Source organism: Bradyrhizobium sp. CCBAU 25360 (assembly GCF_028128695.1).
GTDB classification, from domain to species: domain Bacteria; phylum Pseudomonadota; class Alphaproteobacteria; order Rhizobiales; family Xanthobacteraceae; genus Bradyrhizobium; species Bradyrhizobium ottawaense.
Genome location: NZ_LBJA01000042.1, coordinates 113204 through 126428, shown reverse-complemented (window position 1 = coordinate 126428; position 13225 = coordinate 113204). Strand labels below are relative to the sequence as shown.

Sequence of the window (13225 nt, the reverse complement as noted above, 5' to 3'; positions counted from 1 at the left end):
ATGACGGTGCAAGAGAGCCGGTTGCCTCTCCTCCATCCCCACCTTAACGGCTAGAACGCGTTCCTGAGCAGCGGGTACTTGGCTTCAAGGCCGTCGAGGCTAAAGGTGAATTCGACGACGCGCTCGGGGGCTGCGACGATTTCGGCGGCCGGCGGGGCGAACTGCGGCAGGAGCGATGCCATCGCGGCAGGCGCGGCCTTCGGCGGCTTCGCGGCAGACACAGCCAGCGGCGGCCTCACTTCAGGCGCAGCGCGCGGCGCCATCGCGGCAGGCGCGGCGAGCGGTGACCTCACGGCAGGTGCGATCAGCGGCGCCCTCGCAGCCGGAGCCCTGAGCGGCGGCATCTCGGCCGGCGCGATAAACGACGCCATCGCAGCGGAGGCTGCGGGCGCGGCGAGCGGCGCGATCGGGGCTTCGGTGATCTCGGCGAGAACGTCCGGCTTCGGGTCGAGCCTGACCGGCACGGCGGTCTCGGGGGCGATGTGGACGGCCTTTGGGTGCAGGGTCTTGGGCTGCAGGGTCTTGGGCTGCAGGGTCTTGGGCTGCACGATCTGCGCCTGCTGCTCGCGCGGAAACACACGGGGCATGGTCGCCGGCGACCAGCCGAATGCCGGCGTCACGCTTGCAGCGGCCTCGGCGACGTCAGCACCGGTCGCAAGCGCGCGCCAGGTCTGGACCGCGCGCTTGGCTTCCTGGATATTTTCGAGGAATGCGATCTCTGAGTGATAACGGCGCCAGCGGCCGGTCTCGAACATTTCGGAGAGATGTTGCAGCCGCTGCTCGGCGAGAGCGCACCAGCGCGCCGCGACGTCGCGGCCAGCAACCACGGCACGCGCAGACGCGCAATAAGACTCTTGGCGATGTGTCATGAACCAGCCCGTCAGGGGAAAACACGGACGCGGGGGACGCAACGCACACGAATCAATTTAGACGCGACATGAATATTTTGTGGAAAAGTTTTGACTTGTCCAGCAACGACACGCCAGTCGTCGTCAATCACCGTAGTCGTGCGGAGATTTGCTGTGTTTTCGAGTCAAGCCTCGCACAAGCATAGCGGAGGTGCGACGCGCTGAGCGAACAGCCGACTCGAACACAGGGGCGTCCGATCAACCGCAAGCTGAACGAACGCGAGGCTTCGAAGAATCGGATGCCCAAAAGAAAAGACCCGTCCGGGGGGACAACCGGACGGGTCAAGCCATATGGGCGCTTGGGGTGGATGGGCGCTCGCGCCTGATATGACTGATGGGGAGGGATGACCGCTCCCACATAATTTGGTCGTGGCAGCTGGCTGAACGTTCAATGCGGGGTTCGCTTTTTTGAGCTTGGACGTGCGCGCATCTTTGTCGCAGCCGCTATCGCGTCGCCGGCCTATCCGCCTGAGAAATCGTGGATTTATCGTCCGCACTCGACAGCGAGGGTTGTTCGATCGCGCGGGTGCCAGGCTCATCGCGACGCTTCCCGGCATCTTCACGTTTTGTTGTACCGGACGCAGCCGCGACCGGCGTCGCGCTGTCGGCGGGAACAGCCATGACCGCGGCAAACGCATCGGTCTGGCCGTCGCCGAAAAGCTCGTCACGCCCGGGGGAGCCGAGGTCGCGCGCGGTCTTCGCCAGCGTCATGCGCAGCGCCTCCGGCTTCAAGGTGTAATTGCGCTCGAGCAGCAACGCCGCGACGCCGGAGACATAGGCAGCCGAGAACGAGGTTCCCGACGTCATCTGGTACTTGCCGTCCGGCGCCGGCAGGAAGATGTCGACCCCGGGCGCCGAGACGGCGATGTAATTGCCGCGGTTGGATGCCGTAAACAGCCTGTCCTGCTGATCGGTCGCGCTGACCGCGATCACGTTGGGATTGGCGGCCGGATAGAGCGGCGGCGATTTTGCCCCGGCATTGCCGGCGGCGGCGATCAGCACGAGACCGCGCGCGGCGGTCGCCGCGATGGCGCGCTCGATCACGGCGTCCTTCGGACCGGCAAAGCTCATATTGACGATCTGCGCGCCGTGCTCGGCGGCGTAATTCAGCGACCGCAGGATGATGTAGGACGAACTCTCGGCGCCGCCATTGCTGCCACCGAAGGCACGGATCGCGATGATGCGCGCCTGGGGGGCGCTGCCCATCAGCCGGTCATGCGCCACGATGGCGCCGGCGATGCCGGTGCCGTGGACGTGCGGCCCCTCCGCGCTGCCGAGCGCATCGAAATTGTCGGCGACGGAATTGGCCAGCTCTGGATGCTTGGTGTCGATGCCGGAGTCGATCACGGCGACCGTGACGTTGGCGCCGTGCGCCAGCGTATGCGCCTGCGGCAGGCGGAGCTTTGTCAGTGCATATTGCGCAGGATCGCCTTCGCTGGGCGGCGTCGATTTCTGGTCCTGCAGCACATAGCGGAAGTTCGGCTGGAGCGAGCGCACGCTGCCGTCGGCCGCGAATTCGCGCCGCACCGCCTCGTACGGCCGGCCATCCGTGACACGAAACAGACCGAACGTAGCCCCGATCAGCGGGAAGCTCTCCGACGAGATCCGCGTCAAGCCGTGCCGGCGGGCCAACGCGTCAGCATCATCGGGCGACAATGTGCCGTCGATCTCGGCCACGAATTCGTTGGCGAAGCTGCGAAGATTGGCGGCGGCCGGCGTGGCGTTGCCGCGGCCCTTGCCGGCGCTCTTCTTGGCGGGTTTGCCCGAGCCACCGCCGCCGGCATTCGGCTGCGCCAGGCATTCGCCCTCGGCATCGCGATAGGGAGCGGTGCAGGCCGGATACAGGTTCGGCGAGTAGCGCGCATAGGGCAGCACCGTCGTCGTCGGCCGCAGGCGCGACGTCGTGGTGTGGGGAATGGTCGCCATCGTCCGCGGGCCGCGGTCGACGGACACCGCCCTGGCCGAGATGGTCGGAGCGATGCGCGGGGCGATGCTCGGAGAGATGGTCGGCGTTCGCGTGGGCACGCTGATCGTCGGCGTGCGCATGATCGCCTGCGCCTGCGCAACCTCGACGCCGAGACAGGCGGCGATCAAAAGCGCCGCGCCGACCGATGAAGCGTAGGCCCCGGCGCGCACCCTGCTCTCGGACTTGCCTGTCATCGGATCAGCGGCGCGCTTAAGGCGCCGCGACGGCGAGGTTGACGAACTTCTCGCGCTGCATCTTGCCGAGCAGCGAGGCGAGTTCGTCCTGGCTCATCGCCTTGTCGAACTGGAGGCGGAACATGCCGCCCTTGGCATCGCCGATGATCGAGGCCTGATAGCTGTCGAGCAGCGCGGTGATGTCGGCGACGCGGGCCTCGGGCGTGAAGCGCACCAGCGCGCGCGCCGGCGGAACAGTCGTACCGAGTTCGCGTGTGATCGGACCGCTGGTCGAGAGCGAAGCGGTCTGGAAGGTCGCGGGCTGGTTCTTCATCAGCACGGCGCCGATGATTCCGGCTTGCAGCATCAGCGCGATGGCGCCGAGGCTCGCCGACCACGCCAGCGTGCGCGGCGACAGGCTCGCGAAGAAGGTCGAAATGCGCGCCGACAGCGGCAGCGAGCCGCTTGCCCGCGCAGGCTCGGCGTCGATCGAGGCGAACAGCTTCTGCAGCGCGCGCGCCGACGGAGCCCCCAAGCTCTCGTTCAGATGAATGGTCTCTTCGTACTCGCCGCGGATTGCCGCATATTGCCTGGCAAGCCCGGGATCGCGCGCCAGCGCTTCCTCGACCCGCCGCGCATCGCGTGCGTTCAGCGTGCCGGCCGCGTGCCACGGCAGCAGCAGTTCAATTTCACTGGGCTCTTGCTCCAGCATCTTCTTGCTCAAAGCCATCATGGCCAGCCTCGCTCAACGCCGGCTGCCTTCAGCAGTTCGGCCAGTTTCTTGCGCGCATAGAACAAGCGCGTCTTCACAGTGTTCTCCGGTATTCCGACGATTTCGGCCACCTCTTCCACGGACTTCTCGTGGTAGTAGACGAGATCGACGATTTCCCGATGGTCCGGCGAGAGGCCCGTCAGACACTCCCGCAACGCTTCACTGGTATCCTTTTTCTGCACCACCGTTTCCGGATTGTCGGACGTATCCTCGATCGCGTTGGCGGCGTCTTCGTCCAGCTCGAAATCCTTCCTGCGCCGGAGCGCAGACAGGGCCTTGAAACGGGTGATTGCCAGCAGCCAGGTAGAAACGGCGGATCGGCCCTCGAACTTGCCGGCTTGACGCCAGACGTCGAGAAACACCTCGCTGATGAGGTCTTCCGCCGCCTGCTCGTCCCGCACGAGCCTCAGCCCGAACCTGTAGACCCTGACATGGTGCCGCCCGTACAGCACCTGCATGGCGAGCCGGTCACCTTGGGCGATCCTGGCGATCAGGACCTCGTCCGAAGCCGCCTGTGTCACGCTCAATGCCCGTCTCGCAAAGTTGGTCGGGTCGGCGCGGCGGACGGTTCGACCGGGGGTGCAAAATTGTTCAGCGTACCGCAGTCATACGGTGGCCTATGTGACCTACCCCACATACGCGTATTTTTCTTGTCCCATCCGCGGCCGTCGGCCGCCTTCATCCAGATCGGTAACATAATACTGCGATACTTCCCTGCGGAATGCCTGTCCGGCACAGGCGGCCCGGCCTCGTCCGGTTCCATAGCAGCCCTGCACGACATATGTCTCGCCAAGCCCGGCTTAGGCTCGATCGCATCGCAAACGGATACCTGATCGCCGGCAAAATTTCTCCCGCCAGCCGACCGCCTTGTTCCGCGCTGCACGGTTCGGATTCGGTTTCCAAGGATACCAAACCTAAAGGCTTGCCACGTAGATTTTTACGCTGACATCACCATTGGCGGGACCATGAGCACGGCCGCGACGTCCTTTCCCGAGAGGAATGCCGCTGAGGTCGCGGATCTCGTGCTCACGCCCGAGGCGGCGGCTTCCGAAGTGCTGGCGCGCCGGGCCCGGCAGCGCCGCCAGATGTATATCGGCCAGGTGGCGAGCTATTCGCTGGGCGCCTCGGTCCTGCTGCTCTACGCCTATGGCGGCGCCGTCTCCATGGCCGTTCCATCGCTGTTCTGGCTCGGCGGCCTCCTGATCATCGGTACGTTCACCGTGCTCTCGGAAGCCGGCTTCGGCGACCGGTTCGAGGATCATTACCTCACCGTCTTCCAGATCTCGGCGCATATGGCGTTGCAGCTGCTGTTCCTGCTCGCAGTGCCGACGGTCGGGGTCGCGTTCATCGCCGTGCTGTTTCTGATCTTCGCGTTTGGCACGCTGCGGATGACCTCGAGCCAGGCGATGGTGACCTGGGGCCTTGCCACCTGCGGGCTCGCCCTGGTCTTCCTGGGCTCGGACCTGCCGATCGGACTGCCGGTTGAAACCCGCCTGGAGCGAACCGCATCGATGCTCTGCTTCGTGCTGGTGATCGGCCAGTGCGCCTTCCTCGGCCTGTTCGGCGCCACCCTGCGCAAGATCCTGTACCGGCGCAGCATCGAGCTGAAGGCCGCCTATCAGCGCATCGAGGAGCTGGCCGAGCTCGACGAGCTCACCGGCTCCTACAACCGCCGCTGCATCATGCGCCTGCTCGACGCCGAGATCGAAAAGTCGCGGCAGACATCGATGCCCTGCGCGATCGCACTGATCGATCTCGACTGGTTCAAGCGCATCAACGACGCCCACGGCCATCCCGTCGGCGACGAGGTGCTGCGCACCTTCGCGATCACCATGTTCGCCAACATCCGCCCGGCCGACTGCTTCGGCCGCTACGGCGGCGAGGAATTCCTCCTGCTGCTGCCGGACACGTCGGACGACGCCGCACAGCGCATGCTCGAGCGCTTGCGCGGTATCATCGCCGATCTCGACTGGAGCGCATTCTCCCTGAATATGCGGGTGACCATTTCCGCGGGCGTGGTGACGCTGCGCGACGTCGATACTGCCGACACGTTTCTCGCGCGCGCCGATCGCGCGCTCTATTCCGCCAAGGCGCAAGGGCGCAACCGCATTGCAACGAGCTGACCAATCCATTTTTTCCCGCTGCGACAGAACCCGCCGCCGGACCGAGCGCTCCAGGACAGGGCCATGAGATCCAGATCCGCAAAAACATCCGAGAATCTGCTCGAGGAACTGCAGGCTGCGCTCTCGCACGGCACGGTCGCGCGCCGGGTCGAGACGCTGCGCCGCGTCACCGATCTGTTCGTGGGCAATTCGGTGGACTATTCCGATGACCACATCCGCGTGTTCGACGACGTGTTCCAGTGCCTGATTGAGCAGATCGAGACGTCGGCCAAGGCGCTGCTCGCCGACCGCCTCGCACCGATCGCGGCCGCGCCACCGAAAATCATGCGCACGCTCGCGCTCGACGAAGTCATCGAGGTCTCCGGCCCCGTGCTGTCGAAATCGGAACGGCTGGACGAGACGACCCTGATCGAGATCGCGCGCACGAGGGGCCAAGCCCATCTCAAGGCGATCTCGCTGCGGCGGGTGCTGTCGGAAGCGCTGACCGACGTGCTGGTGACGCGCGGCAACGAGGACGTGGTGCAGTCGACCGTCGGCAATCCGGGCGCACGGCTCTCCGAGGGAAGCCTCACCGATCTCGTCACCCGCGCCGAACGCGACGACGACCTCGCCACCTGCATCGGTCAGCGGCCGGACCTGCCGCGCCATCACTATTTGAAGCTGGTTGCGAAGGCGTCCTTGAGCGTGCGCAGGAAGCTCGAGGCCGCGCATCCGGAGCTCGTGGACGAGGTGTCGAGCGTGGTGCAGGAAGTGGCCCAGAGGGTCCGCGCTGCCGCCATGACGAAGCAGACCGAGATGGCGCGCGCGCTGGTGAAGTCGCTGCACGAGGACGGCCGCCTCAACGAATTCCAGGTCACCAGTTTCGCCGAGCAGGGCAAGTTCGACGAAACCAATGCGGGGCTCGCGGCGCTCGCCGGCGTCGCGGTCGAGACCGCCGAGACCATGATGATCGAAAGCCGCACCGAGGGCGTGATGATCCTCGCCAAGGTCGCCGGCATGTCCTGGCCGAGCGTGCGGGCCATCATCGCGATGCGCGAGAAGCTCTCCGGCGGCTCGCAGACCGACATGCTGACGCTGCGCGACGTTTACGAGGCGCTGCGCTCATCGACCGCGCAGCAGGTGCTGCGCTTCCACCGCATGCAGCTGGGCACGACGCCGGCGGCGTGAGGCCCGGCGCGGTCAGTATCTCAGGACCCTCGCCCCGACCGCCGCGCCGATCGCCGTCACCAGCGCGGTCGCGAGCGTGTACCAGGTCGCGACGAACAGGGGCGAATCGTCGGTGCAGTGCGAGGCATAGAGCGTCGCGGCAAGGCCGGCCGACACCAGGCCGGCGAGCGCTCCGGCAAGCGCCGGGCGCGACGGCGCGCCATGGCGCAGGCCGAACAGCGCCCCCGCAAGCAGCGGCAGCGACATCGCCGGAATTGCGACCAGGCACACCCTGGAGTTCTTGCCCATCAAGCGCATCGTCATCGGCATGGCCGGCGCCATCATCGCCTCACTGCCGATCGCGACCGCGAGCAGCCCGACGGGAAGCAGCAGCAGCCAGCCCCAGCCGCGCAGCAGGGCCTCGGGACGCGACAGATGCAGGCTGACGATGATGGCGGGAATCGCGAGCGACAGCGTCACCGCGAACTTCATATCGAAGAACGGGTTGTGCATCGCGCTCATCACGTCGTGACGCACGCCGAGGAACGTCGCGAAGATCAGGATCGACAAGGGCGCGGCCACCAGGAGCGCCATGGTCAGCACCGCGCCGACGCGCGGCGCGCGATGCGCATTGTCGGCTGCGAGCGAACGGATGAGTTGATCGGTGTCCATGACTACTGGTCCCGCAGTTTAGTCGTCAGCGCCGCAAGTCCGCGATGCAGCGCGACGCGCACCGCGCCCTCGCTCATCGAAAACTTCGCCGCCGTATCCTTGATCGAGGCGCTCTCGACCGCGATCGACTGCAGCACGTCGCGCTGGCGCTGCGGCAGGGTGTTGAGCTGGGCTGCGACCTCGCCCGCGGAGGCGGTTTCCTCGGGCGCCTCGCCCGGCAGGGTTTCGGCGAAATCGTCGATATTGACGAAGACGCGCCTGCCGCGCCGGCGCAGCGAGTCGATCAGCTTGTTGCGGCCGATGGCAAACAGCCAGGGCGCGAAGGGGGCTTCGCTGTCCCAGGTGTGCCGCTTCAGATGCACCGCCAACAGAATCTCCTGCACGATATCCTCGGCCTGGTCGGGAGGCTGGCCTGCCCGTGCCAGGCCTCGCCTCGCTGCAGCGCGCAGCACCGGCGTGACCGCCCTCAACAGGCGATGATAGGCCGCATCATCGCCAGCCATGGCCGACCGCATCAGGCCGGTCCATTCGTCCTCACTTCCGCGCACGCGCGCCCCTCACCATGCAATTCGGCCGTCCGTTCAATTTGTTACGCGGGTTCGACGAAATCACGAATTCGTGATATGCCCTGGACCGCGCGACCGATCCGGCCGTAAACGTCTGCGACGGCTCATAACACCGATCGGCCCGTCCCGCACCCGGCGGCTGGCTTCAGGGGGTCCGGTCTGCCCCGGTTTTGCCCGTTGTGGCCCGAAGATTCCCATTTTCTGCCCCGCTGTCGTCACGCCCCGGGGTCTCTGTTCGTGTCCGGGACGGGCGGAATTGGGGAGATCATCACCATGATGAAAGCCAGCGGGCGCGCGGCCCTGATTGTTCTTGCCGGCCTTTTGTTGCTGTTCGGAGGCCTTGCACAGGCGGCCCCAAACTCGGCCACAAGCAATTCGGACAGCGCGGGCAAGCAGGCCGACGCGGCCAAGCCGAGCAAGCACCGGCGCCATGAGTCACGCCGCACCACCACCAGCGGCAAGACAGCACAGAAATCCGACGACAAGGCCGACAAGAACGCCCCTCCGGCCAAGGCCGACAACAAGGCCGACGAGACGAAGGCCGACAGCACGGCCGACAATAACGTCCCGGCCTCGACCCAGATGCCGCCAGCGGTCGCCAACGCCAATGCGCAGCTCGCCACCACCGACACCCCGACTGCGGCAGCGGCCTCGGCAATGACAGACCGCGCCAACACCAATGTCCAGGCAGCGGCCGATAATACCAACGCTGCGAACGCCGAGAGCCAGGTGGTCGCCCCCGATCAGCTCAACGACATCGACCGCGCCGCGCAACAGGACAACCCGCCCGCGCAGAAGGCGGTGATTGCCGCAACCGAGGCCCAGCCCCGGCCGGCACCGGTGATGGCAAGCACCCAGCAGAGCTCTGCCTGGGACCAGAGCTCCCTGATCGGCAAGATCTTCATCGGCGTCGGCACGCTGCTGACGCTGGCGTCCGCCGCCCGCATGTTCATGGCGTGATTGCGGGCCCGATCCTGGCCCGAGAGACCTCCCCGGAACGCGCATCTTGCTGCGTGTTCCGGCGGCCGTTAGCCCCTTGAAGCTCACCGCGCCAGCGGGCACATTGCCCGCCCAATCAAAAGCGTGGGTGGAGCATGAGCACGTTCGAACACATCATCGTCGAAAGCAAAGGCGCGGTCGGCATCATCAAGCTGAACCGGCCGAAGTTGCTCAACGCGCTCTCCTTCGGCGTCTTCCGCGAGATCGCAGCTGCCGTCGACGATCTCGAGGCCGATGACGCCATCGGCTGCATCGTCGTGACCGGCAGCGAGAAGGCCTTTGCCGCCGGCGCCGACATCAAGGAGATGCAGCCGAAGGGCTTCATCGACATGTTCTCCGAGGATTTCGCCGCGATCGGCGGCGACCGTATCGCGCGTTGCCGCAAGCCGACGGTTGCCGCGGTTGCCGGCTATGCGCTCGGCGGCGGCTGCGAGCTCGCCATGATGTGCGATTTCATCATCGCCGCCGACACCGCAAAGTTCGGCCAGCCCGAGATCACGCTCGGCACCATTCCCGGCATCGGCGGTACCCAGCGCCTGACACGCGCGATCGGCAAGTCCAAGGCGATGGACCTGTGCCTCACCGGCCGCATGATGGATGCGGCGGAAGCCGAGAGAAGCGGCCTCGTCAGCCGCATCGTGCCTGCCGACAAGCTGATGGACGAAGTGATGGCGGCGGCCGAGAAGATCGCCGCGATGTCGCGCCCTGCGGCCGCGATGGCCAAGGAAGCGGTGAACCGCGCCTTCGAGACCACGCTCGCCGAGGGCATGAGCGTCGAGCGCAACCTGTTCCACTCGACCTTCGCGCTGGAGGACCGCTCCGAGGGCATGGCGGCGTTCATCGAGAAGCGCAAGCCGGTGAACAAGAATCGGTAACGTCAGGGAACGGGTCAGGCTGGTGTAAGGCTCGGCCGCGTTCCCTCAGAACTCCTGTGACGCACCTGCAACAAGCACGGATTTCATGGGGGTTTCCCCCGCGGCAGTTTGCCTGCGGGACCTCGGCTGGTTAAACAGTTAAGAGGCCACCGTCGGCGGGGGCGGACAGCCGGGGTAAGCGGGATTACATGATTGGGCGTACCGCCAGAGCTGGTCGCGAGATGACGCGGCATCGATCGGGCGTGGGTCCTGTGCTTGCGACATGGACCACGCTGGCGCTGTGTTGCGCCCTGCCCTCCGCCGCCTGGGCCGAAGCCCTGCCGGAGGCGCTCGCCAAGGCCTACCAGACCAATCCACAGCTCAATGCCGAACGTGCGCGACAACGCGCCACGGACGAGAACGTGCCGCAGGCCCTCGCCGGTTACCGGCCGCAGATCGTGGCGAGCCTCAGCGCCGGCCTGCAATCGGTGCGCAATCTGCTGCCCGACAACACCATCCAGACCGGCAATTTGAAGCCATGGATCATCGGCGTCACCGTGACGCAGACCCTGTTCAACGGCTTCCGCACCGCCAACAACGTGCGGGCCGCCGAGCTCCAGGTGCAGTCGGGCCGCGAGGCGCTGCGCAATGTCGGCCAGGGCGTGCTGCTCGACGCGGTCACCGCCTACACCAACGTGCTCGCCAACCAGTCGCTGGTCGAAGCGCAGCGTTCCAACGTCGCCTTCCTGCGCGAGACGCTCTCGGTCACCCAGCGCCGTCTCAACGCCGGCGATGTCACGCCGACCGACAGCGCGCAGGCCGAAGCGCGCCTTAACCGCGGCCTTGCCGATCTCAACGCCGCCGAGGTCGCGCTTGCCGTCAGCCAGGCGACCTATGCGCAAGTGATCGGCAATGCGCCATCGCAGCTTCGGGCCGCCGAGGCCGTCGATCGCTATCTGCCGAAGAGCCGCGAAGACGCCATGACCATGGCAATCCGCCAGCATCCGGCGGTGATGGCCGCCAGCTTCGACGTCGATGTCGCCTCCACCAACATCCGCATCGCCGAAGGCTCATTGCTGCCGAGCGCCACCATCCAGGGCAACGCCAGCAAGAGCCGCAACAACGACCCGACGCTCGGCACCTTCGCCGAGGACCAGGCCTCGATCGTCGCCAATGTCACCGCGCCGATCTACGACGGCGGCCAGGCCGCCGCGCAGACCCGGCAGGCCAAGGAGATCACGGCGCAGAGCCGGCTCGTGCTCGACCAGGTCCGCAACCAGGCTCGCACGGCGGCAGTGAGCGCCTGGGTCGCCAATGAAGGCGCCAAGATCACCGTGTCGGCCTCGGAATCCGAAGTGAAGGCTGCGACCGTCGCACTCCAGGGCGTGCAGCGCGAGGCCGCCGGCGGACAACGCACCACGGTCGACGTCTTGAACTCGCAGGCCGATTTGATCCAGGCCAAGGCCCGCCTGATCGGCGCCAACCGCGACCGCGTCATCGCATCCTACACGCTGCTCAGCGCCATCGGCCATCTCGACGTCAAGACGCTCAGCCTGAACACGCCGGATTATTTGCCCGAGGTTCACTACCACCAGGTCCGCGACGCCTGGCACGGGCTGCGCACGCCGTCGGGGCAGTAGTTTCAATCTATCGGGCCGGTGCCCATGAAAAGCCGCCGCATCCATCTGACGGGCGCTTCGGGCTCCGGCGTGACGACGCTCGGCCGGGCGCTCGCGGGCCGGCTTCGTGACCGCGCCGCGCGAGATCCGGATGAAGCGATTGCGCGCCCGCGAGGCCGCCCATTTCGGCGCTGACGCCGTCGCGCCGGGCGGCTGGCGCCACGACGAGACCGAAGACTTCGTCGAATGGGCCTCTCATTACGAAGCGGGGGATCGCGAAGGTCGCAGTCTCGCCAAGCATGAAGCATGGCTCGCGGGCCTGCCCTGCCCGGTCGTGCGCGCGGACGGCTCACGTCTGCTTGCGGACATTGTCGAGCAGCTATGCAACGAAGCGCAGCTTCGATCCGGCTGATGTGGTACCGTCCCGGCACACTGCCAAATAAAACAACCAGGGAGAGAAACCGTGCTCGATCGACGCAGCGTCCTGCTTGCCTCCCTCGCCGCCGGAGTAGCCATGACCAACAGAGCCCACGCCCGCGCGGCGCAGCCTGCGACGCCGGTCAATTTCGACGTCCCCGCGCATGCCTGCGACTGCCACACTCACATTCATGGCGACGTCGAGAAGTTTCCGTTCTTCGCCGGGCGCGTCTACACGCCCGAGCCGGCAAGCCCCGAAGAAATGGCTGCACTGCACAAGGCGCTGCATATCGAGCGCGTGGTGATCGTCACCCCCAGCGTCTACGGCACCGACAATTCGTCGACCTTGTTCGGCATGAAGGCACGCGGCGCCAATGCGCGCGGCGTCGCCGTGATCGACGACAAGACGACCGAGGCACAGCTCGATGCGATGCAGGCGGACGGTTTCCGCGGCATGCGCCTCAATCTCGCAACCGGCGGCGTCAACGACCCCAATGTCGGCAGGTCACGCTTCACCACCGCCGTCGAGCGCATGAAGGCGCGCGGCTGGCACGTGCAGCTCTACACCACGCTTCCTATGATCTCGGCGATCAAGGACCTCGTCGAGACGGCGCCGGTACCTGTCGTGTTCGACCATTTCGGCGGGCTGGAAGCTTCGCTCGGCCTGGAGCAGCCGGGTTTCTCCGATCTCGCTGCGCTGGTGAAGTCCGGCAAGGCCTATGTGAAGATCTCCGGCGCCTATCGCTCGTCAAAGCTCGCGCCCGACTATCAGGACATGGCGCCTTATGCACGTGCGCTGATCGCGGCGAATCCGGACCGCATCGTCTGGGGCACCGACTGGCCGCATCCGGATTCGAGCCGTGTCGAGGGACGCAAGCCGACCGACATCGCGCCGCTCTATCAGATCGACGACGCCCGCCTGCTCAACCAGCTTCCGGTGTGGGCACCGGATGCCGATGTGCGCAAGAAGATCCTGGTCGACAACCCGGCACGACTCTACGGATTCTGAC

At 66.2% G+C, this 13225-nt stretch carries 13 protein-coding genes; 7 read left to right on the top strand and 6 right to left on the bottom strand.

Going from position 1 to position 13225, the window contains the following annotated elements; translation table 11 throughout:
* Nucleotides 1-50: 50 nt before the first annotated feature.
* The 4 genes from XH81_RS24740 to XH81_RS24725 all read right to left on the bottom strand — a co-directional run bounded on the left by XH81_RS24740 (nt 51) and on the right by XH81_RS24725 (nt 4346).
* Complete coding sequence (locus tag XH81_RS24740) at nt 51-827, bottom strand: TIGR03809 family protein (RefSeq protein ID WP_271596422.1); 777 nt, start codon at nt 825-827, stop codon at nt 51-53.
* A 525-nt stretch (nt 828-1352) separates the two neighbouring features.
* Complete coding sequence (locus tag XH81_RS24735) at nt 1353-3068, bottom strand: S8 family serine peptidase (RefSeq protein WP_212429503.1); 1716 nt, start codon at nt 3066-3068, stop codon at nt 1353-1355.
* A gap of 16 nt (nt 3069-3084) precedes the next feature.
* Complete coding sequence (locus tag XH81_RS24730; RefSeq protein WP_028143181.1) at nt 3085-3780, bottom strand: hypothetical protein; 696 nt, start codon at nt 3778-3780, stop codon at nt 3085-3087.
* The gene (locus tag XH81_RS24725) at nt 3777-4346 is read right to left on the bottom strand and encodes a sigma-70 family RNA polymerase sigma factor (RefSeq protein WP_018315733.1); all 570 of its coding nucleotides are present in this window, start codon (nt 4344-4346) and stop codon (nt 3777-3779) included. Before XH81_RS24725 ends, XH81_RS24730 begins: the two co-directional genes overlap by 4 nt.
* 438 nt (nt 4347-4784) lie before the next feature.
* On the opposite strand from XH81_RS24725, the gene XH81_RS24720 reads away from it, so the two are divergent.
* Entirely contained in the window at nt 4785-5942 is a 1158-nt protein-coding gene (locus XH81_RS24720; protein ID WP_095424618.1) for a GGDEF domain-containing protein, read from the top strand.
* Between the two features lie 63 nt (nt 5943-6005).
* Complete coding sequence (locus XH81_RS24715; RefSeq protein WP_095424619.1) at nt 6006-7109, top strand: DUF2336 domain-containing protein; 1104 nt, start codon at nt 6006-6008, stop codon at nt 7107-7109.
* A gap of 12 nt (nt 7110-7121) precedes the next feature.
* Here the strand turns inward: XH81_RS24715 and XH81_RS24710 are convergent, their stop codons facing one another.
* Together XH81_RS24710 and XH81_RS24705 are read right to left on the bottom strand one after the other, a co-directional pair.
* Nucleotides 7122-7760, bottom strand: a complete 639-nt coding sequence (locus tag XH81_RS24710) for an NrsF family protein (RefSeq protein WP_095424620.1) — start codon at nt 7758-7760, stop codon at nt 7122-7124.
* 2 nt (nt 7761-7762) lie between these two features.
* Nucleotides 7763-8308, bottom strand: a complete 546-nt coding sequence (locus XH81_RS24705; protein ID WP_095424621.1) for a sigma-70 family RNA polymerase sigma factor — start codon at nt 8306-8308, stop codon at nt 7763-7765.
* Nucleotides 8309-8599: 291 nt separating this feature from the next.
* On the opposite strand from XH81_RS24705, the gene XH81_RS24700 reads away from it, so the two are divergent.
* The 5 genes from XH81_RS24700 (at nt 8600) to XH81_RS24680 (ending at nt 13224) form a co-directional block, all read left to right on the top strand.
* A complete protein-coding gene (locus XH81_RS24700; RefSeq protein ID WP_271596400.1) occupies nt 8600-9286 on the top strand; it encodes a hypothetical protein in 687 nt (228 codons plus the stop codon).
* A 134-nt stretch (nt 9287-9420) separates the two neighbouring features.
* On the top strand, nt 9421-10200 hold the full coding sequence (locus tag XH81_RS24695; RefSeq protein WP_028143187.1) for an enoyl-CoA hydratase: 780 nt from the start codon (nt 9421-9423) through the stop codon (nt 10198-10200).
* Between the two features lie 221 nt (nt 10201-10421).
* A complete protein-coding gene (locus tag XH81_RS24690; protein ID WP_038971540.1) occupies nt 10422-11819 on the top strand; it encodes a TolC family outer membrane protein in 1398 nt (465 codons plus the stop codon).
* Between the two features lie 106 nt (nt 11820-11925).
* Nucleotides 11926-12210, top strand: a complete 285-nt coding sequence (locus XH81_RS24685; protein WP_370091933.1) for a hypothetical protein — start codon at nt 11926-11928, stop codon at nt 12208-12210.
* Nucleotides 12211-12261: 51 nt separating this feature from the next.
* Nucleotides 12262-13224, top strand: a complete 963-nt coding sequence (locus XH81_RS24680; protein ID WP_038947807.1) for an amidohydrolase family protein — start codon at nt 12262-12264, stop codon at nt 13222-13224.
* The last annotated feature ends 1 nt before the right edge of the window (nt 13225 follow it).